This window comes from Citrobacter braakii (genome assembly GCF_002075345.1).
GTDB classification, from domain to species: domain Bacteria; phylum Pseudomonadota; class Gammaproteobacteria; order Enterobacterales; family Enterobacteriaceae; genus Citrobacter; species Citrobacter braakii.
Genome location: NZ_NAEW01000023.1, coordinates 1 through 20,658 on the forward strand (window position 1 = coordinate 1; position 20,658 = coordinate 20,658).

Sequence of the window (20,658 nt, forward strand, 5' to 3'; positions counted from 1 at the left end):
AATACAGCAGTCCTGCCAGAACGGTGACCCTGAGAAATTGTGGTTTCATTGATGTCATAAGCTGTAACGGGTTGTTGGTGAAAGATGAATCAGCGTATGTCCTGCTGCGGTAAATAATCAAGCCCCGCGATGTTGCACAGGTATCGGAAGAATCCGGTAGCTGACGAAAAGTGTTGAGTTGCCACAAGGCAAAGGTAGAATGCGCCACTGGCTGATTCAGGCATGAACAACTGTCAGCCAACTGCGCCCGGCTCCTGCATACGGTCTGGCGCAGCAATTTATTGACTCTTTGAATCAGCATACGTCATCGTGGCATCCGGTGGTTGTTTGTTTTTACCCGTTGCGGTTTCCCGTTGATGTCGCCGGGCATCTCAGGGAATAAAAAATGCTCTCTTTATTTTGTTGATTGTATCAGGCTGTCCCGGCAATTCTCCATGTTGTGGTACCGGGCGTCACACTTCCTCCATTTTTGTACGCCATCTGTGTTCTCGTCCAGTTGCTCACCCCAGATGGCTTTTGTCACACGAGCAAATATCCTGTTCCTGTGGAAAATTTACGGATCTCCTGTGTTCCGTCACTTATCTCAGTAAACTTGCTGACGCCTGTGCCCCTGATGGTTTGGTTTCCTTTGGCATTTCACCAGTGTGGCTTCCGGAAATCTGTTGCCTGCCTGTTGAGCAACCTGTCGGTTCCCATATTCAGTTCCATTTCGGAAGTATCACGTTCACCATTCGGTTTCGTCCCGGATACTTCGTTGTCTGCGTTTCACCCTCCAGGTTGCCCGGGACGGCGCAAGGCTCGTATCCGGTGGCGCTGGCTCACCCTTTTATACATCTGACTCAACCAACCGGAGATATTAACGAAAACAGTAATAATAATTATTTACATTAAATATGGTATATTGAACTCGCCCATATGGAGAAATATCTTTCATGGTGGGAAGTAAGCCCCTGCGCGTGGGCGATAACAGGTCGTTGCCGGAGATAAAGACGTTGTCTGCGTTGAGCTTCTTTATCAATATAATTTATGGGGATAAGATGAGAAGAATTTCAGTCCGTTCAGTACTGCTGGCCTCAGCTATTGTAATATCAACCGCCACAACCGCATTCGCCGATAGCCAGTGGGAAACCGCCGCCACGACCTTTCCTGGCAATATCCGGGCCGGGTCACGGGAAATTCCTGTTAAGCCCGGAGATAAAACCGCTATAACGATTAAGAATCTTCCAGCGGGCGCGACCGTCACCATGCTGAATGGTGCCGAAACCCTGACTCCTCAACCACTGACTGCCGACGGAAAGGGAAACCTCACGATTCCGCTGACGGTTCCCGCCGAAGCCGCGACAGGTCTTCATCCACTCACGGTTATCACGCAAAATCCCGCGAGTGTTTCGCAGGTCATGTTGAAACTGTCCAGAATTGTTCCCCCGAAAAACACCGATGCTTTCAGGCTGCTGACGGTTCCGGTCGGCGAGCGGGCGTACCAGTCGGCTGTTTCGGCTGACGGGAAGCTGTTCGTTACCTCTGCACGCGGACCGAAGGATGGTAGCCGTCTGCTGCGTCTGAACGCCGGAACGCTGGCTGTCGAAGCAGAGGCCGTTCTGCCCAAAGATGAAAAGGGTGAGCAAATTGGCGTGTTCGGCATCGGTGTTGACAATTCCCATGAGCACGTCTGGACTACGAACACCCTTGCCGGGACGGTGACAGTGTATGACGCGAAAACCCTTTCTGTCGTGAAAGTTTTTCCGGAGGGTTCGGTTGTGCATCCGCGCGATGTAATTATTGATGAAGCCCACAATCGGGCCTATGTCAGCGCTGCGTTGACCGGTTTTATCGAAATGTATGATACCAGAACGCTTGAACATATTGGTCAGATGGAGTTCGTGGCGGACCGTGGCCGCGACCAGTTTTACAGTACAGATCTTGCCCTTGACAGCGCCGGCGGGAAACTCTATGGAGTCAGCCGTGATACGCCATGGGTGGGCTGGATTGACCTTAAAACGGGCAAGAGCACGACGGTGAAAATACCTCAGGCGCAGGGCGCAACCGACATCGCCCGCGATCCGGCGACCGGCCGTCTCTATGTTGCTTCCCAGGAGACGAACAATGTTGTGGTTCTTGATGTGAACGGTAAGGTTCTCGCTGATACTTATATTGGTGCCGGGGGCGTATCTGTCGTCTGGGATGCGGTGACGTCGCAGGTTTTCGCCGCGACTCGCGCGGGTGGAACCGTTGCTGTTCTGGATCGGGACGGCAAGCTCGTTGCCAATATCCCGATGGATGCTACGCCAAACCACCTGACCGTCGCGCCTGATGGTGCCGTTTATCTGGTGTCTATGTATGGCACCGCCGGGGATAAAGCACAAACAGGCTCGGTGACGAAGATCACGCCCGGAAAATGATGGCATTAATCCGCTATATTATTCGTGGATCAGTCAGGCCGGGTCTGGCACCATTATCTCACCCTGGCCGTCCATGGTTCGGGGATTAGTCCACCTGTCAGTGCACTGTTTATCGGGTAATGTCTCCGGTTGGTTGAGTTTGATATATAAAGGGACAAGTGGGAGCATTATTTAACCAATCGGGTTGATTTATTGCCAGTGACTATCACTTTTAAGTTATTGCATCTGGCTTGTCGCATGCAGGTTATGGCGTTAATTAAAATCACCGTCAAATGCCCTGTAGCCCCGGAGTTCTCTGTTGCTATAATATAGCCTGTTTAAAAAACAGGCTTACAATTTTCCCATATTAAAACCACCCCACTATGACTACCTGAAATCACTGCCTTTTATCGTTATGGAAAACCAGTACAATGTTAACGAAATCCCCTTCACGTCATGTCGTTGCCCTTTCTGCAGTGTTGCTTATTGTCCTTATCATCGCGTTGCTGTTCTTCCTGCGCAGTCCACAGATTCCGGAGTATGTCACAGCCCCTGCACGTAAGGGTGATATTGAAAATTCGGTACTGGCTACCGGCCGAATCGACGCGATTGAGCGCGTTAACGTAGGGGCGCAGGTTTCGGGTCAGGTTAAGTCGCTGAACGTGAAGGTGGGTGAGCGTGTCACGAAAGGGCAACTGATTGCCTGTATTGACGATGTGCCGCAGCGTAATGATTTGCGTAATGCCGAAGCCGCACTTAATGAGGTTAAAGCCGAGCTACAGGCTAAGCAGGCACTATTAAAACAGGCTGAACTGCGATTTAAACGGCAGCGGCAGATGCTGAGAGAAGATGCCAGCTCGCGTGAAGATTTTGAGGCAGCAGAGGCGACGCTTGCCACGACCCGCGCGGAGTTGCTGTCACTGAACGCGCGTCTCGTTAAAGCGCAGATTGAAATGGACAAAAAAAAGGTCGAACTGGGCTATACCAGGGTTATCGCGCCGATGGATGGTATTGTTATTGCGGTTGTCACACAGCAGGGGCAAACGGTTAACTCCAGCCAGAGCGCGCCGACCATTATCAAGCTGGCCCGGCTGGATGTCATGACCATCAAAGCGCAGATTTCTGAGGCCGATATTACCCGTATTGCTCCGGGGCAAAAAGCGCGCTTCACTATTTTCCCGGAGCCGGACAGACACTATGACGCGACGCTTCGGGCAGTTGAGATGGCACCTGAGTCGGTGATGAAAGACGACTCTCTTGCCGGCAGCAGTTCTGCTTCAGGCTCCGGCACCCCGAATGCTTCCGTTTATTACAACGCACTGCTGGACGTACCCAACCCGGAAAACCGGCTGCGTATTGCCATGACCGCACAGGTTACACTTATTATAGGCGAAGCTAAAAATACGCTGCTGGTACCGATTCAGGCAGTGTATAACGCTGACGGAAATAAACAACTGGTGCGGGTTCTGACAGGTAACGGCATGCTGGAAACCCGCGAGGTAAAAACCGGAATAACCAACAGCGTGGATATTCAGATCCTTGGGGGCTTAAAAGTCGGGGAAATGGTGGTGCTGTCGCAGCCGGGTGAAAAAGTACCCGGAGAAGGGGCTGTGTTGTGAGAAATATCATTGAGCTGAAGAACATTACCCGAACTTACCGCAGCTGCGGTCAGAATCTTACTGTCCTGAGAGAGGTGAACCTGACTATCGCGGCAGGTGAACTGGTGGCGATTACTGGCGCTTCAGGTTCGGGTAAATCGACCCTGATGAACATCATGGGTTGTCTTGACGTCCCCGACAGCGGAGAGTATTACATCGACGGGAAAAATGCCGCCCGGCTGTCACCGGATGAGCTTGCAACAGTCCGGCGGGAACACATTGGTTTCATCTTCCAGCGTTATCATCTGATGCCGGATCTCAGCGCACTGGGCAATGTTGAGATCCCCGCCATTTACGCCAACATCGGGCGTGGCCAGCGTCAGCTACGGGCGTCTGCGCTGCTGGGAAGGCTGGGGCTGGAAGGGCGTGAGCACCATAAACCCGGCGAGCTTTCCGGCGGTCAGCAGCAGCGAGTCAGTATTGCCCGCGCGCTGATTAACGGTGGGGAGATCATTCTTGCAGACGAGCCGACCGGGGCGCTGGACTCACGGTCCGGGCAGGAAGTACTGACCATTCTCAGCGAACTTAACCAGCGCGGTCATACGGTGGTGATAGTGACCCACGATATGGCAGTGGCGCAGCATGCTCATCGAATTATCGAACTGCGCGACGGAGAAATTATCTCCGACACTGGCAGCCGTGTAACCACCGGGGAAACACTGCCGCCGCCCGGTCGAAACCAACAAAACCGCTGGCAGATTTTGTTTGACCGTACGCGCGAATCCCTGAAAATGGCGCTGAAAGCGATGAACACACACCGTTTACGTACCACGTTAACCATGAGCGGAATTATTTTTGGCATCGCGGCCGTGGTGACGGTAGTGGCGCTCGGTGAGGGCGCGAAGCAGCGGACTCTGGATAGTATTAAAGATCTGGGCACCAACGTGGTGAGTATTTATCCCGGGAGAGATTTCTTCGACGACAGCGCTGAAAGTATTCGTACGCTGGTTCCGGCAGATGCTGAAGCGCTGGCAAAGCAGGGGTTTATTGACAGTGTGAGTCCGGAAGTTACCGCGTCAGACAACATTCGTTTTCCCGGTAAATCCGCAACCGCTTCTGTCAATGGTGTCGGGCGCGATCATTTCCGCGTTAACGGCATTGAGATTTTGCAGGGAGCCACCTTCAGAGACGATCGCAATGCTCTTCAGGAAGTCATCGTTGATGAAAACGCCCGAAGGGCGTTATTTGATGAGGAGGGACTACAGGCGCTCGGACAAATTGTATTCCTCGGCTCCATACCTGCGCGGGTCGTGGGTATAGCCAGAAGTAACCATCGTAGCTATGCGCCAGACCGCATTACCGTATGGATGCCCTACAGCACAGTGATGTATCGCATGACAGGCAAACCCGTTCTGAGCAGCATCAGCGTCCGGCTGAAGGATAATGTGTCTAATGAGGCGGCGCTAAGCGCTATCTCCGAACTGTTGACCCGGCGCCACGGCGTAAAAGACTTCAGGCTCTATAATTTCGAACAGATCAGAAAATCTGTCGAACGTACCTCAATGACCTTCAGTATTCTGATTCTGATGGTTGCCTGTATTTCGCTGATGATCGGAAGTATTGGCGTGATGAACATTATGCTGGTCTCTGTTACCGAACGTACCCATGAAATCGGCGTGCGCATGGCGGTAGGAGCGCGGCGTAGCGATATCATGCAGCAGTTTATGACTGAAGCCGTCCTGGTGTGTCTGACTGGTGGTGCGTCAGGTATCGCGCTGTCGTATGCCGCAGGCTCGCTGTTTACCGCGCTGGCAGGCGGAATTTTTACCGCTATCTATTCATGGCAGGCCGCGACCGCCGCATTTTTCTGTTCAACATTAATCGGCATGATCTTCGGTTATCTCCCCGCCCGCAAGGCGGCAAGGATGGATCCGGTTGTTTCTCTGGCCAGCGAGTAACCTGTGAAAATTTTATCATCCCTGACTTTATGTCTTACCGTTGCATTCAGCACAGGCTGCGCAAATACGCTGAAAAGCGAGTATCACGCTCCTGCGGTGGTTTATCCCGCGAACTGGTATCAGGACGATGTTGCCGGAGACCTGGCACCGTTTGACTGGAAAGCGTTTAACGATCCCCGGCTGGATAGCTGGCTACGCCAGGTTACAGCAAACAATAGTGATGTGGCTATAGCCATACTACGGGTATACCGGGCAAGGCTTGACGAGGAGAGGGCTGGCATAACCAGCGCTCCCGGGCTGACAGGTACGCTGGGCGTGGACGGCAGAAAACAGCCTGGCAGCTCATCCGACTGGGCAAAAAGCAGTTCTGCCAGCATAAGCACCAGCTATGAACTGGATCTCTGGGGCAAAATAGCCCGTCAGCAGGATGTCGCTTTGTGGGCTCGTCAGGCTACGGAAGATGATTTGCGCGCTGCCCGACTTACCCTGCTCTCAGAGGCCAGTAATAACTACTGGCGTATCGGTTTTGTTAACCAACAGATAGCCGTGCTGCAGCAGGGCATTGACTACGCAAAAGAGACGTTACGCCTGGCTGACGTCCGCTACCGCGCGGGCGGTGCTTCATCGCTGGATGTGGTGGACGCTCAACAAAGCCTGTTGAGTCAGGAGAACCGACTGACAGGGTTGCAGCATGAGCGTCTGCAGGTACTTAATCAGCAGGCGGTATTGCTGGGTACTGCTCCGGGCAGCCCGGTGGTTGAACCGATGGCGTTGCCAGAAGGGACCATGCCGCAGGTGAATGCCAACATACCGGTCAGCGTGTTGAGACACCGGCCCGATATCAGCGCTAAAGAGTGGCGGGTACGTGAAGCTCTGGCCAGCGTTGATATCAGACGTACCGAATACTATCCCGCATTCAGCCTGACTGGCTCCCTGGGTACCAGCAGCAATTCGTTGCTCACGTTCCTGCAAAATCCTGCAGGTTCCTTAGGTGCCAGCCTGACGCTGCCATTCCTTGAGTGGCGGCAACGGGGCGTGGAAGTAAAGATAGCCCGCAATGAATACGAGCAGCGATTGCTGGAGTTTAAACAGTCGCTTTATAAAGTAATGAGCAGTATCGAAGATGAACTATCCCTGCGTAATCAACTGCTGATTCAGGAGACAAGGCTCCGGGAGGGGCTTGAGCTGGCGAGGAGGTCAGAACGACTGAATGAAATACGCTACCGGCAGGGTGCTGTGCGTATATCGTTCTGGCTTGATGCGCAGGAGAAACGCCGTCAGGCCGGGTTATTACTGGATGAAAACCGCTTTAATCAGTTCCGGAATCTGGCAAAAATCTATCTGGAATTTGGTGGTTCGGCGACGTTCCCCTGAACCAGGAGGTTCTGTCAAGTTGTCAGGCATGTTTATGGCGTCGCAGGGGTATAAAAGTATCTTCACGCATCATGGTGAACAGGACGCCACAACTGGGCTTTCCAGTCCCGGGAAAGAACAAATTTACGTCCGACTGAACCCTGGTGTGAACAGCGCTATCTGATCTGCCCGGGTATTTCCACCATCGGCAGGATGATCGCAGTTGCGCACAATAAAATGCGACAGATACCGGTACGTCCCGGGGCCCCGGGGCAAAGCCCTGCTCGTAAAAAAGCGCTCAACCAGTCATCACAGACCAAAAAACAGGCACTCACTAAAGATCTGTGTTCGGACATTACGGGCGCTGAAAACACGCTATCAGGTAGCCAGTAAAGCAGAGAAAACCCGGACTCTCGAAGAGTTCATACTGATTAGCAGGTACCATCGTAAATCAGTAATACGGTTGCTGAATAATGCCGTCACTAATGGTAGTTAACAGCGTCGCTCAGCACCAGTTCGTTCGGTTATGGCACTGTTCGAACAACAAGGCTACGACGCTACCAGCGTTGAGGACATCGTTGCCGCCGCCAATGTCTCATCTAGTACCGTTTTTCGCTACTTCATCACAAAGGAAGACATTGTGCTTACTGACGAGCCGAAGATGGTCTGCGTGCCCCGTTACCTTATTCGTACCCCTTATAATGGGGTGTTAGCCAGCCAGACCCGGCATGATTACTGCCCCCAGTCGTCCATGATCCGGGGGGATGTCACCGGGTCTGGTGGGGCGCTGGTAACCGCTAATAGCCCCCCCCGGCTGGCGAACGGATCGTTGAGTCTCGTCTGTATCGACATTCTCTGCCATCAGGCAAGCTCGGATCGTACAGAACTGGTTCAGCGCATGCTCCTGACTCGTGAGGTTTCGGTAATCCGTGATCGCGTGGCCGAACAGACTACGAGTTATGTGGATATGTTCGCCGCTCTTCTCGCCAAACGTACCTGTTGCGATGTCGGAGCACTCCAGATCCGCGTTGTATTGCGTAGCCGGGATAGCCACCGTTGATGAGACACTGTGGCATAGGAATATCAGCGGAGGAGGACCTCTCTACCCTCCTGAACAGCACCATGGACGTTCTTGCTATAAGGGGGGCTGGCTAACACCCCATTATAAGGGGTACGAATAAGGTAACGGGGCTCGCATATAACCCCACACAGCAGTTGGCAGAAAGGATAACGGGATTTTTATCGGCGGGGATGAACAGAACTTTTACAGGCTCAAACGCTATACCGAAAAACATTATGCCCGGGCCACGTGTTGAGGGAAATGCCCGGGACTGTTTTTGCCGGGCCGGATATTACGTTCGCCGGATGCGTTGCGGACGCCGGCATTTCCCTGATTAATATCCGAACCGGAGACAGTAGTAAAAATAGCTACGGTGTCCGGGGTTCACCAACTGGCAAAACAGTACGACCGAACTGGCCGTTAAGCACTTCCCCCATTGCCAGGTAAACAGCGCTGGCCCCGCAGACTAATCCTGTCCACCCCGCGATGTGGATCACTAATACGCTGGAAATAATGTTCCCGACAGACAGCAGAATAAACAGCACAGCCAGACTCAGGAAAACAAACTGCAGCATCCGGGCTGATTTCAGTGTGCCAAAAAACATTAACAGCGTGAATACTCCCCACAGCCCCAGATAAAAACCCAGGAATCCGGGATCTGGCGCATCTGCCAACCCCATCTTTGGCATTAACAAAACAGCGACCAGCGTCAGCCAGAAAGAGCCATAAGAGGCAAATGCGGTTAAACCAAAAGTGTTTCCTTTTTTGTATTCCAGAATTCCTGCAAGAATCTGGGCAATACCACCGTAAAAGATACCCATTGACAGAATAATATCGTCCATGGCGAAAAAACCTGCGTTATGCAGATTAAGCAGAATAGTTGTCATGCCGAATGCAGCCAGGCCCAGCGGGGCCGGGTTAGCCAGCTCAGTATTGTTCATGGTTCCTCGCAGATGAATTTATTATTGGCTTAATAAGAATAGTCCGGAAAATTATATGGTTTTTCCCATATCCTTTTATTTTTCAGGATGGTGCGGTTGATCACAATTAATTCTTAATGACTGAAGGAAAGCTCAGTAGGGGGAGACTGCAGTTTTTTTAATTAGAAGATCAGCCACTATCCCTGTCGGTTGCATACTGCCCGGGTCCGTTTATTTATATAAACGTTTCTGTTTATAAACGTGTCTGTACGGATTACTGCGGGGGTTTTCATGTTCCCCGGCAGCGATCCGGAAAATGTGTTTACAGATCCAGAACCAGACGTTTTCCCTTTGCACGCGAGCAACAAATCAGCAGGCTTTTCTGGCAGGCTTTTTCTTCATCACTGAAATACTGGTCGCGGTGGTCGGCTTCCCCTTCCAGAATCATGGTTTCGCAGGTACCGCATACGCCTTCACGGCACAGACATTCGACCTTCGTGGCGTTGTTATTCTCAATCACCTGCAAAATGGTCATGTCCCGGGGCACTATAAACTCGTGTCCGGAACGCGCCAGCACTAGGGTAAATTCATCGCCGTCTTTATCCTCAACAATAAATTGTTCAAAGTGTAGCTGACTGGCCGGCACTTTATGCCGTCCGGCAGCGGTTTTCACCGCGCCGCTAAGCGCGGCCGGGCCGCAGGTATAAACGTGAGTGTCAGGGGCGAGGTCGGCGAACAGACGCGGGAGGTCGAGGCGGCTGCCGAGGGCGGATACGTGAATAGTGACCCGCTCGCGCCACGGGGAGGCGCTGAGCTCGTCGACAAATGCGTTACTGTCGGCATCGTGGAAACAGTAGTGCAGCTGCCAGTCGGCCTGACGCTGTTCCAGTTGTGGAATATATGAGAGAAATGGTGTAATGCCGATGCCGCCGGCGATCAGCAGATGCTTACGCGCCTGCGGGTCGATGGCGAACAGATTGTTGGGTGTCGATACCGTCAGGGTATCGCCCGGCCGCACCTGCTGATGCATAAAGCGCGAGCCGCCTTTTGACGGCGATTCGAGACGGACGGCAATCTGCCAGCTTGTGGTATCCAGTGGCGAGCTCATCAGCGAGTAGGCGTTACTGTAGCACTGACCGCCGTCCTGCATCCTGACAATAATATGGCTGCCACCGCTGAATGATGGCAGCGGCCCGCCGCCTGGTGATACCAGCGTAAAACGCTTAACCCGGGGGGTTACCTGTTCAACATCGCGAACGATAACCTCAGACATGTGATAATCAGACATCGCTGAACTCCGTAAAAATCCCGGCGCTGCAGGCACCGCCGGGAGCGCGCATTTACAATCCCTGGCAGAGATACTTCATCTCCAGGTAATCCTCGATTCCGTGTTCTGAGCCCTCGCGACCTAGGCCGGACTGTTTCACCCCGCCAAATGGCACCACTTCGCTGGAAATCAGCCCGGTATTGATACCAACCATGCCGTACTCCAGTTGCTCAGACACGCGCCAGATGCGGGCGGCATCGTTGCTGTAGAAATAGGCGGCAAGGCCGTAGAGGGTGTCATTGGCCTGTCTGATGACCTGCTGCTCATCCTCAAATTTCACCAGCGCGGCCACAGGGCCGAAAATCTCTTCCTGCAGCAGCAGCGACCCCGGCTGTACGTCACCGATAACCGTTGGCGTGAAGAAATTCCCGCCCGGCGCATGCGCTGTACCTCCGGTTAACAGCGTGGCGCCGCGGTTCAGGGCATCGTCAAGCAGGGACTGCACTTTGTGTCCGGCGTCGGCGTTAATCAGCGGGCCAACCTGCACTCCCTCTTCGCAGCCGTCGCCGACTTTCAGGGCGGCGACGCGGGCGATGAATTTATCGCAGAACTGGTCGTAGACGGCGCGGTGAATATAGAAGCGATTGACGCAGACGCAGGTCTGCCCGGCGTTGCGGAACTTGGCTGCCAGCGCCCCCCCGACGGCTTTATCGATATCGGCATCGTCGAAGACGATAAACGGCGCGTTACCGCCGAGCTCCAGAGAGATTTTTTTAACCGACCCGGCGCACTGGCGCATCAGCACGCGGCCCACCTCAGTCGACCCGGTAAAGGAGAGCTTACGTACCCGTTCATCGCCGGTGAATACCGCGCCAATCTCGTGCGACTGGCCGGTGACGATGTTAATGACGCCCGGCGGGAACCCGGCCTGAATCGCCAGCTCCGCCATCGCCAGCGCGGTATACGGCGTTTCGTTCGCCGGCTTGATAACCATCGTACAGCCGGCGGCGAGCGCCGGCCCGGCTTTACGGGTGATCATCGCCGCCGGGAAGTTCCACGGGGTGATTGCCGCGCAGACGCCGACGCCCTGGCGGATCACCATCAGGCGTCTGTCGGCATCTGGTGAGGGGATAATCTCGCCGTTGACGCGTTTACCCTGCTCGGCAAACCACTCGATAAACGAGGCGGCATAGGCGATTTCACCTTCTGCTTCTGCCAGTGGTTTCCCCTGTTCGGCGGTCATTATCTGCGCCAGAGCGGTTTTATTTTCGAGGATTAAACGGTGCCAGTTCTTCAGTAATGCGGCACGTTGTGCTGCGGTGAGTGCCCGCCACGCCGGGAGTGCCGTGGTGGCGGCATCCACAGCCTGTTGCGCTTCCGTGCGGCCCATATTGGGGATCAGGCCTACCGTCATGCCGGTTGACGGATTGCTGACGGCAAGCGTGGTACCGTCGGCGGCATCGCGCCAGACTCCGGCAATCAGCGCCTGCTGGCGGAAAAGGGTAGTGTGGAACACGGACATACAGACTCCTGTAGTGATTACGGCCGGAATACCTGAGCCACAAGATGATGGAAATGGGCAATACCGTGCTCGGAGATCCCGCTGCCGCTGCTGTCGGCCATAATGCGTCCCTGACCGCGATAACCGCGGGATTTCAGCCCCTTCTGTACACTCTCTACCAGCCGTAAGTCTTCCGGCCGGAAAACGTCACGGTACCACTCAATCAGCGATTTCTGCTCACTGGTCAGTTCGTCACTGGTGAAGTAGATGTCGTAGTTCTGCAGGGTGGTCTCTTCATTCACAGGGAACTCATAGATGACGGTCATCATGCCTTTGATCGGCGGGACGTTAAACATGGTGCACGGCCACAGCCAGAAACCGTGGAATGCGGCATCGGTACCTTCTTCGAACTTAAACGACTGTTCGGATGGCCTGGCGAAACCATACTGCAGCGTCCAGTTGCCGTGCATGGTGTGCCAGTAACGATCAACCTGAACGGAGTCGGAGAAGCCAGGATGTGCCGGACCGCAGTGGTAGCATTCCATATAGTTATCGACGATGTTCTTCCAGTTTGCCGGCGTAAGTGTGGTAAAGCGTGCCGCCAGCTTCAGGTCATGAACCTCCGGGCAGGCTTTCAGTACCTTGTCCTGCAGGCCCGGCAGTTGTGCTTCAACGCTGTCAGCCTCCGGGTTCATATTGATAAAAACGAACCCGGCGTACTCTTCGAGACGTACCGGTGTCAGCTGAGCCTTCTCACTGTCGAAATTCGCCACGTTCTCGCAGTTACGGGCATGGGCGAGGGTGCCGTCAAGTCTGAAAGCCCAGGCATGATACGGGCAGGTAATCACATTTCTGGCTTTGCCTTCGCCGCTCAGCAACTGATGTCCACGGTGCGGGCAGACGTTATAGAAGGCCCGCAGGATATTGTCACGTCCGCGGACGACAACAATACTTTCGCCGATAATTTCCCGGGTAATGTAGTCATTCGGCTTCGCCAGTTCACTGCTGTGGGCCACGCAGATCCAGCTGTTGGCAAAAATACGCTCTTTTTCGTACGCGAAGACCTCGCTGTCGGTATAGAAACGCGCCGGAATGGTCCAGGCATCCTGCGGGTTTGCGCAAAAGTTTTCCGGGAGGGTAAGTTCAGGACTGAGATTGCTCATGTGAGTCACCTTTGATTATTGTGAGTAAGCGGTTTTTTACAGCGACTGACCGTCGCTTTTTAGTACCGCGCCGGGCGGCAACTGTCCGGACAGGCCGGCAGGTTCAGGAACATGTGTTTCAATCAGATGAACCGGCACGTGGGCGTAGTCCTGCCTTAACCAGCGCAGGAAGCCAGCAGTTTTCACCAGCAGGATGGCGAGGAACGGCAGGGCGGTCAGCACCACGGTGGTTTTCATGGTTTCCAGCGAGGCGCCGGTAAACAGGATCGACAGCGGGATGAGTGTAATGACCACGCACCAGAACAGGCGCAGACCGCGTTCCGGCTCTTCCCCTTCCCGCAGGTTCCGGGTACTGGTGGCGGCCATGGTGTAAGCCACCGCATCCATATGCGAGGCAAGGAAAATAATCATCACAAGCAGATAAGCGGCGAGAAACAGTCTGCCGGCCGGCAGCGACATCAGTACCTGAGAAATGACTGTTTCACCACCGAGGGTCTGCATAACGTGAGGAACGTTAATCACGTCGTTAACAAACTGGTGCATGGCGTAGCTTTCCATTACCCCGAAGAAAAACCAGCAGCCAGCAGTGCTTCCGAGGAGCAGCGCCCAGACCACTTCCTTTATTTTTCGCCCGCGGGAAACGCGGGTAACAAACATCGCCACGCCGGGGGTGTAGGAAATCCACCACAGCCAGTAGAAGACGGTCCAGTTGCGGGTAAAGGCACCATCCCCCAGAGGGTCGGTGAACAGGCTCATCTGCAGGAAGTTCTGTGCCGTCAGGCCAACAGAGTTGATGATGTTATTGGTGATGAACTCAGTCGGCCCGGCGATCAGTACAATCAGTGGCAGCAGGAATGCACCCCAGCCCGCTATGTTGCTCAGGCGCTTCATACCGTTGTTGATGCCAGTCCATGAACTTATGCAGAAAATGCCACCGGAAAGCAGAATAACACATGCCTGTACCGTGAAATTATCCGGCAGGCCGGTCAGCGCCGACAGGCCCCGGGTGAAAGTGGCGGCCGTCACGACCAGAGAAATGGTTAATGCGCCGACGGTCGCGATCAGAAACATCAGGTCAACCAGCCGGCCCCAGAAACCCTGCGGATTCACGCCGGTAATCGCCGAGATAATGCCGGAGAGGCTGAGACCGTTGTTTTTCCGTACATGGAAGTGGTAGGCCATGATCAGCGAGGCCAGAGTGTAGGTGGCCCAGGCGCTGACCCCCCAGTGAAAAAAAGAGTAGGGAAGACTGTATTCCAGCGCTTTCGGTGTCAGCGGCGCGATATTCAGGCCCGGCGTCTGGTAGTAATAAGCCCACTCCACCACGCCCCAGTACAGTGTGGAGGAGCCGAGCCCGGCGCAGATAAACATAAACAGCCACGAGAGGGTACTGTATTCGGCTTTACCCTCGCCCAGGCGGATATTGCCGTACCTGCCTGTGGCCAGCCAGATCACCAGGCCCAGGATCAGCAGAACCAGTAGCTGGACGGCAGAGCCAAGCAGGCGGGTAATACCGTTAAAAAGGGTGTCTGCCGCCTGAGCGGATTGTTGCGGGAAGAGGCTTAATACGGTTGCGATAAGAAGAATGACCACCAGACTGATGGCGATCAGCGGTACATCTTTTTTCTTTACATTGCTCAACATGGGTGATCTCCCGGGCATAAACGCCGGTTTCCGGCTTTAGCCTGTCGTTGTTATCACTCTGCAGTGTCAGGGTTCATTATATTTTCTGTTAACAATTAAATTATTTGTCTGTCACATAAATTAAACAACCGCCTGTCTGTGAAGATATAAAACACAGAACGGAAATAATAAAACATGAGGTTGCTCAGGTTATTTCCTGTCCTGAAGCAATAAAAAAAACCGCGTCAGTGACGCGGCTCCTGTTTTATGGTCTGACCTTAACGCAGAATCTCCCGGCAAATGGCTTCGCCAGCCTGTTGCGTTGAGGCGGTACCTTTCAGGTCGGCAGTTTTCGGGCCGCCGGTAAGGGTTTTCTCAATCGCGGCCAGAATACCGTCATGCGCCGCTTTGTAACGTTCATCACCATTGCCGAGGAAGTCGAGCATCATCGCGCCGGCCCAGATGGTGGCGACAGGGTTGGCGATATTCTTTCCATAAATATCCGGAGCTGAGCCGTGAACCGGCTCAAACAGCGACGGGAACGTACGTTCCGGGTTAAGGTTTGCCGACGGTGCGATGCCGATGGTACCGGTACAGGCCGGACCGAGGTCGGAGAGAATATCGCCGAACAGGTTTGAACCGACCACCACGTCAAAGCGCTCCGGCTGCAGCACAAAACGGGCACAGAGGATATCGATATGTTGCTTATCCCAGCGGATCTCAGGATATTGTTGTGCCATGGCCTCCACACGCTCGTCCCAGTAAGGCATGCTGATGGCCAGACCGTTGGACTTGGTGGCCGAGGTGAGCGTCCTGCGCGGGCGACTTTGCGCCAGTTCAAAGGCGTAGCGCAGGATGCGGTCAACGCCACGGCGGGTGAAGACGGACTCCTGAATCACCACTTCGTGTCCGGTACCTTCATTGAAGCGTCCACCGAGAGAGGAATATTCGCCTTCGGTATTCTCACGTACCACGTAAAAATCAATATCGCCGGCCTGTTTGCCTGCCAGCGGACAGGGAACCCCCGGGAACAGACGTACCGGACGCAGGTTGACGTACTGATCGAACCCGCGGCGGAATTTCAGCAGAGACCCCCACAGCGAGATATGGTCCGGGACCGTATCCGGCCAGCCGACGGCACCGAAGTAGATGGCATCGAACTCTTTTAACTGTTCATGCCAGTCGTCCGGCATCATTTTCCCGTGGTGGGTATAATATTCGCAGCTCGCCCATTCGATTTGTTCAAAACTGAGTGACAGATCCCAGCGTTCCGCTGCAGCCTGCAGTACGCGAACACCTTCAGGCAGCACTTCTTTACCAATACCGTCACCCGGGATAGCGGCGATACGACAGGTTTTTTTCATTCCGGCTCTCACTTATTAACAATGAAAATTGACTTCTCCCCTTATCCTATAATTGACTGGTTACTCTTTAATTCTGCTAACTGGTGAAACACAAAACACAGTTCATGAATAATCTGCCGCTGCTGAATGATTTACGCGTGTTTATGCTGGTTGCCCGTCGGGCCGGGTTCGCCGCTGCCGCTGAAGAACTGGGCGTTTCACCGGCCTTTGTCAGCAAGCGGGTCTCGCTGCTGGAGCAGACGCTCCATGTGGTGCTTCTGCGCCGTACCACCCGGCGGGTGGTTATCACTGAAGAGGGCGAGCGGATTTACGAATGGGCGCAGCGTATTTTACAGGATATCGGATAGATGATGGACGAGCTTTCCGATGTCCGGCAGGTGCCGCAGGGAGCGCTGCGCATTATCAGCAGCTTTGGCTTTGGCCGGCGGGTGGTGGCGCCGGCACTGTCGGCACTGTCGCGGGAATATCCGCAGCTGGAGATACGCTTTGACGTTGAAGACAGGCTGATCGATCTGGTGAATGAAAGCGTCGATTTGGATATTCGGGTCGGCGATGATATTGCACCTGATCTTATCGCCCGCAGGCTGGCGAGCAATCAGCGTGTCCTCTGTGCGTCGCCGGCGTTTTTATCCCGTTATCCGGTTCCCCGGCAGCTCAGCGATCTCACCACTTTACCGTGTCTGGTTATCAAAGAACGTGATCATCCGTTCGGCGTCTGGCAGTTGCAGAATAAAGAGGGGGAACAGACTGTCAAGGTGACCGGGCCGCTCTCTTCCAACCATGGAGAAATCGTTCATCAGTGGTGTCTCGATGGACAGGGGATTGCGCTGCGTTCATGGTGGGATGTCAGTGAGAATATCGCCAGCGGTCGTTTGATTCGTGTGCTGCCGGACTATTATCAGTCCGCAGATGTCTGGGCGGTGTACGTATCGCGGCTGGCGACCTCAGCCAGAATCCGGACCACAGTGGAGTTTCTGCGACACTATTTTCAGCAGCACTATCCACAGCAGTGTATCGTGAGCGGAGAAGTGAAATAGTCAACGACGGATGTATGCTGCGGAGAGTATTACAGGTACGTCACTATTCTGCAGAATCGTCAGCGGCCAGGAACTGAGCCTGTAGTTTTGCTGGGAAAGCCGCTTTATGATGCCAGATCAAACACGTCTGCTATTCAAATTCGAATAATGTTTTAATATTTATTTCCAGTCCTTTTGCAAGAACATTAATCACTTCCAGAGTTGGGTTCCTGACTCCTCGCTCAATGCCACTTATATAAGTGCGATCAAGACCACATTTATCCGCAAATGCCTCCTGGGAAAACCCGGCCTGTACTCTGAGTTTTTTCAGATGCCCACCAAAACGTGTTTTTATACCTGATGAATTTTTCATTCAGGTAACATGGCGCTTTGTTGTCTTTCAGGCCACGGACTATCAGTCACATTATACTGATTAACTCCTTTCCTCTTCGTCACTGAACATAAATAACTGACTAAGTTCGGTACCGAGACCACACGAAATCACACAGAGAACGACAAGAGTCGGGTTTCTCACGCCACGCTCAATTCCACTTATATATGTCCGATCGATTCCACATTTATCCGCAAATACCTCTTGCGATAGCCCCATTTCAAGGCGAAGTTCTCTGATCCGACGGCCCAGTATTTTTTTGATTGATCGTGTCTTTTCCATCCTGTCAGCATCATTCTTCGATGATTATTAATCCACGGACTATGAGTCACATTAAAGATGTGCTAATATCCTTTTGTGACTTATAGTCAACGATTTGGGATGGACATGAATTGTGTTTATAGGGGCGCCTGAAAAGGCCAGAAACAGGGCCTTTAGTTTTTATTTTCCCGGGTATGAATACCCAAATCACAACAAGAGAAAATGCTATGGAACTCGACAGAAGCCTGAAAGCACGCCACCTGACGATGATTTCTGTCGGCGGTGTTATTGGTGCCGGATTTTTCCTTGGTGCAGGAGCAGCCATTGCACGTACCGGTCCGTCGGTAGTATTGGCTTATCTGGCTGGTGGTATCATCACCCTGTTTATTATGGTGTTACTCGCTGAGATGGCAGTGGCAAAACCTGTTTCCGGTTCTTTTGAGCATTATGCCCGTATCGCTTTCGGACCGTGGTGTGGTTTCATGACTGGCTGGACCTACTGGCTGGCGTTTCTGATTGGTCCGGCATCAGAGGCTATTGCGGCGGGGACCTTTCTGAACATGTGGTTTCCTGGCGTGCCAGTTTGGTTGTTTTGCCTGGTTATTGCTTCATCCATGACTGTCATCAACATGGTGGGCGTCCACTTTTTTGGGGAGGTTGAATTTTGGCTGAGTCTCGTCAAAGTGGTTGCTCTTCTGGCTTTTATCGTTGCAGGCTGTTACAGCCTGGGACTGGATACTGCTTCACCGGCCAGAATCAGCAATTTCACGGATAACGGCAGTTTTTTTGCCGCCGGTATTCCCGGTTTTCTGGGGGCGATGCTGATGGTGATATTTTCTTTTGGCGGGACTGAGGCCATTGGTACCGCTGCCGGGGAAAGTGAGGATCCGCAACGTGATATCCCAAAAACCCTGCGGGGGACTGTAGTGCGTATTCTGTTGTTGTATGTGGGTTCACTGACGGTTTTATTGTTCATTCTGCCCTGGCAGCAGGCGGGTATCAGTAGTAGCCCGTATGTGGAGGCCACAGGTATTCTTGGTGGGGATATAGCACGAAACATGATGAATTTTGTGGTACTGACTGCCGCGCTCTCCTGTATTGATACAGGGGTCTACGCCACCTCCAGAATGTTACATGCCATGGCCACTGAAGGGTATTTTCCTGCCTGGTTTGCCCGTTTACATCCGGCGCACAAAACCCCGAATAATGCCATTCTTGCCAGTAGCCTGGTGTTATTTACTGGGGTGATCATTGCTATTCTCTCGCCGGATGCCTATGTCATCCTCGCAGGAATTTCCGGTTTTGGATTCCTGTTTACCTGGCTGATGATTGCGCTGAGCCAGCCTGCAATGCGACAGCTTGCCCTGCGCGATGGAACATTGTTGTACCGGGCTCCTGCGGCACACATTATCCAGCCTGTTACAGTAGTGTTGATTGTTCTGGTGATGGCCGGACAGTTTTTCACTGATGGAGGTGATATCACCCTGCTGACCGTACTGGCCTGGCTGTCCATAGCCAGTGCGTATTACTGCTTCGTTGTCCGTAAAAAACTGCAAAGGAGACATACCGATGAAAAAAGTCATGCTGAATGAATTTACCGGCAGGGAAATCCGGGAGTTGTTGCAGTCCGGTGAGGCTGTCACTGCTATCGTCAGTTTTGGCAGTTGTGAAAATCATGCTGACCACCTGCCGCTGGGACCTGATACTTTTGTGCCGGAAGCGGTAGCCTGCCGGGTGGCCCGGCGGGTGAAGAATACCGTGGTACTACCCTGTACGCCATTTGGTACCTCCATACATTACAATGCCTATCCTCTTGCTGTCACTTTGCGCTATGAGACCAATATTGCACTGGCGGAGGATATCTTTACCAGCCTGTTGAACCATGGTATTAATCGGATGCTGGTTCTCAATGGGCATGATGGCAACATACCGGCGATTGAAATAGCATCCCGTAATATCCGGTCACGTTACCATCAGGCTAATATCGTGGTAATTCCTGCATGGTGGGAGATGGTCGGACACTATCTTGGTGGAGATTTCTTTGCCTCATGGAATAATACCGGACTGGGGCACGGAGGAGAGGGAGAAACTTCGGCCATGATGGCTTTGCGACCGGAACTGGTGGAGCTGGAATATGCACAAAAACAAATACCAGAAGATGTTTTCTGCGATTATGGCGTTAACCGGATCTGGGATATATCAGACATCAGTGCTACCGGAGCAACCGGCGATCCGCGTTGTGCTTCAGCAGAAAAAGGTGAAAAGCTTCTCTCTTGTCTGGAAGATAAACTTTGTGCCTTGCTGACCCGGCTTGAAGTAGATAACTGGCAGTATGGTCTGCGTAGTAAAAAGACATTGTCTGGGTACTGATGCTGGTCAACCCCGTTGCAGGAAAAAGGGAGTGTATACCCCTGTTTCCTGCTGTTCAGGATGCAGCCTGAGTTCGGGGTAAACGATCATGCTGCCAACACAGGAACTGATGTACTTACCGACAAACAGAGTTTCTTGTTCATCGTTCAATAAGCAATCAGTCTTGATCATAAGTTGACGATGAAGTTATTAATTGAACGGTGCCGACTATACTCAATCTGACACAATTTTTTAAGTTCATCAAAAACGGTTTCAATAACAGATCTCTTACTGAGAACTGTTTCTCAACCTCGGTATGTTGAAGACCTCTGTAATGCGGTATCCAGCCTGCTAATATCAGCGTGATTCACCTTGGGATCTACTGCTACGTCGCCCTCCGGGAATTAGACCCAAAAAGAAATTAGTAAAAACCAGAAGTTCCGGTTTGACACGAAA

At 53.0% G+C, this 20,658-nt stretch carries 16 protein-coding genes and 4 pseudogenes; 10 read left to right on the forward strand and 10 right to left on the reverse strand.

Annotation, left to right across the window (positions count from 1 at the left end; all coding sequences use genetic code 11):
- The coding region (locus tag BZK42_RS29070; RefSeq protein ID WP_211280444.1) for a hypothetical protein at nucleotides 1–301 on the reverse strand (301 nt) is incomplete at its 3' end.
- A gap of 736 nt (nucleotides 302–1,037) precedes the next feature.
- Here BZK42_RS29070 and BZK42_RS24675 point away from each other — a divergent pair.
- The 7 genes and pseudogenes from BZK42_RS24675 to BZK42_RS28990 all read left to right on the forward strand — a co-directional run bounded on the left by BZK42_RS24675 (nucleotide 1,038) and on the right by BZK42_RS28990 (nucleotide 8,347).
- Nucleotides 1,038–2,399, forward strand: a complete 1,362-nt coding sequence (locus BZK42_RS24675) for a YncE family protein (RefSeq protein WP_080860707.1) — start codon at nucleotides 1,038–1,040, stop codon at nucleotides 2,397–2,399.
- A gap of 410 nt (nucleotides 2,400–2,809) precedes the next feature.
- The gene (gene etsA, locus BZK42_RS24680) at nucleotides 2,810–3,997 is read left to right on the forward strand and encodes a macrolide efflux RND transporter periplasmic adaptor subunit EtsA (RefSeq protein WP_080860708.1); all 1,188 of its coding nucleotides are present in this window, start codon (nucleotides 2,810–2,812) and stop codon (nucleotides 3,995–3,997) included.
- Nucleotides 3,994–5,934: a MacB family efflux pump subunit gene (locus BZK42_RS24685; protein WP_080860709.1), complete on the forward strand. Its 1,941-nt coding sequence runs from the start codon at nucleotides 3,994–3,996 to the stop codon at nucleotides 5,932–5,934. The genes etsA and BZK42_RS24685 overlap by 4 nt, the downstream gene beginning before the upstream one ends.
- A 3-nt stretch (nucleotides 5,935–5,937) precedes the next feature.
- Entirely contained in the window at nucleotides 5,938–7,308 is a 1,371-nt protein-coding gene (gene etsC / locus BZK42_RS24690) for a macrolide efflux RND transporter outer membrane subunit EtsC (protein WP_080860710.1), read from the forward strand.
- Nucleotides 7,309–7,399: 91 nt separating this feature from the next.
- Nucleotides 7,400–7,627: pseudogene (locus BZK42_RS29395) on the forward strand (IS481 family transposase); the annotation flags it as partial.
- Between the two features lie 186 nt (nucleotides 7,628–7,813).
- A pseudogene (locus BZK42_RS29780) lies at nucleotides 7,814–7,921 on the forward strand (helix-turn-helix domain-containing protein); the annotation flags it as partial.
- Between the two features lie 27 nt (nucleotides 7,922–7,948).
- Complete coding sequence (locus BZK42_RS28990; protein WP_169922391.1) at nucleotides 7,949–8,347, forward strand: hypothetical protein; 399 nt, start codon at nucleotides 7,949–7,951, stop codon at nucleotides 8,345–8,347.
- A 368-nt stretch (nucleotides 8,348–8,715) separates the two neighbouring features.
- On the opposite strand, the gene satP is transcribed toward BZK42_RS28990, so the two are convergent.
- The 6 genes from satP to BZK42_RS24730 all read right to left on the reverse strand — a co-directional run bounded on the left by satP (nucleotide 8,716) and on the right by BZK42_RS24730 (nucleotide 16,185).
- Complete coding sequence (satP, locus tag BZK42_RS24705; RefSeq protein ID WP_080860712.1) at nucleotides 8,716–9,288, reverse strand: acetate uptake transporter; 573 nt, start codon at nucleotides 9,286–9,288, stop codon at nucleotides 8,716–8,718.
- 301 nt (nucleotides 9,289–9,589) lie between these two features.
- Complete coding sequence (locus BZK42_RS24710; protein WP_080860713.1) at nucleotides 9,590–10,555, reverse strand: PDR/VanB family oxidoreductase; 966 nt, start codon at nucleotides 10,553–10,555, stop codon at nucleotides 9,590–9,592.
- A gap of 52 nt (nucleotides 10,556–10,607) precedes the next feature.
- Nucleotides 10,608–12,056: an NAD-dependent succinate-semialdehyde dehydrogenase gene (locus BZK42_RS24715; RefSeq protein WP_080860714.1), complete on the reverse strand. Its 1,449-nt coding sequence runs from the start codon at nucleotides 12,054–12,056 to the stop codon at nucleotides 10,608–10,610.
- 17 nt (nucleotides 12,057–12,073) lie between these two features.
- Nucleotides 12,074–13,198, reverse strand: coding sequence for a carnitine monooxygenase, oxygenase subunit YeaW (gene yeaW, locus BZK42_RS24720; RefSeq protein WP_080860715.1), 1,125 nt, complete (start codon nucleotides 13,196–13,198; stop codon nucleotides 12,074–12,076).
- A gap of 36 nt (nucleotides 13,199–13,234) precedes the next feature.
- Complete coding sequence (locus BZK42_RS24725; RefSeq protein WP_080860716.1) at nucleotides 13,235–14,842, reverse strand: BCCT family transporter; 1,608 nt, start codon at nucleotides 14,840–14,842, stop codon at nucleotides 13,235–13,237.
- Between the two features lie 257 nt (nucleotides 14,843–15,099).
- Nucleotides 15,100–16,185, reverse strand: coding sequence for a tartrate dehydrogenase (locus tag BZK42_RS24730; RefSeq protein ID WP_080860717.1), 1,086 nt, complete (start codon nucleotides 16,183–16,185; stop codon nucleotides 15,100–15,102).
- A gap of 83 nt (nucleotides 16,186–16,268) precedes the next feature.
- On the opposite strand from BZK42_RS24730, the pseudogene BZK42_RS24735 reads away from it, so the two are divergent.
- A pseudogene (locus BZK42_RS24735) lies at nucleotides 16,269–17,222 on the forward strand (LysR substrate-binding domain-containing protein).
- Nucleotides 17,223–17,352: 130 nt separating this feature from the next.
- On the opposite strand, the gene BZK42_RS24740 reads toward BZK42_RS24735, so the two are convergent.
- Both BZK42_RS24740 and BZK42_RS24745 read right to left on the reverse strand, forming a co-directional pair.
- Complete coding sequence (locus tag BZK42_RS24740; RefSeq protein WP_080860718.1) at nucleotides 17,353–17,574, reverse strand: helix-turn-helix domain-containing protein; 222 nt, start codon at nucleotides 17,572–17,574, stop codon at nucleotides 17,353–17,355.
- A 60-nt stretch (nucleotides 17,575–17,634) separates the two neighbouring features.
- On the reverse strand, nucleotides 17,635–17,874 hold the full coding sequence (locus BZK42_RS24745) for a helix-turn-helix domain-containing protein (RefSeq protein WP_080860719.1): 240 nt from the start codon (nucleotides 17,872–17,874) through the stop codon (nucleotides 17,635–17,637).
- A gap of 206 nt (nucleotides 17,875–18,080) precedes the next feature.
- On the opposite strand from BZK42_RS24745, the gene BZK42_RS24750 reads away from it, so the two are divergent.
- Both BZK42_RS24750 and BZK42_RS24755 read left to right on the forward strand, forming a co-directional pair.
- Nucleotides 18,081–19,445 (forward strand): amino acid permease, encoded by a 1,365-nt coding sequence (locus BZK42_RS24750; RefSeq protein WP_080860720.1) that lies wholly within the window; start codon nucleotides 18,081–18,083, stop codon nucleotides 19,443–19,445.
- Nucleotides 19,423–20,223: a creatininase family protein gene (locus BZK42_RS24755; protein WP_080860721.1), complete on the forward strand. Its 801-nt coding sequence runs from the start codon at nucleotides 19,423–19,425 to the stop codon at nucleotides 20,221–20,223. The genes BZK42_RS24750 and BZK42_RS24755 overlap by 23 nt, the downstream gene beginning before the upstream one ends.
- Before the next feature lie 146 nt (nucleotides 20,224–20,369).
- On the opposite strand, the pseudogene BZK42_RS24760 reads toward BZK42_RS24755, so the two are convergent.
- A pseudogene (locus BZK42_RS24760) lies at nucleotides 20,370–20,498 on the reverse strand (transposase); the annotation flags it as partial.
- Between the last annotated feature and the right edge of the window lie 160 nt (nucleotides 20,499–20,658).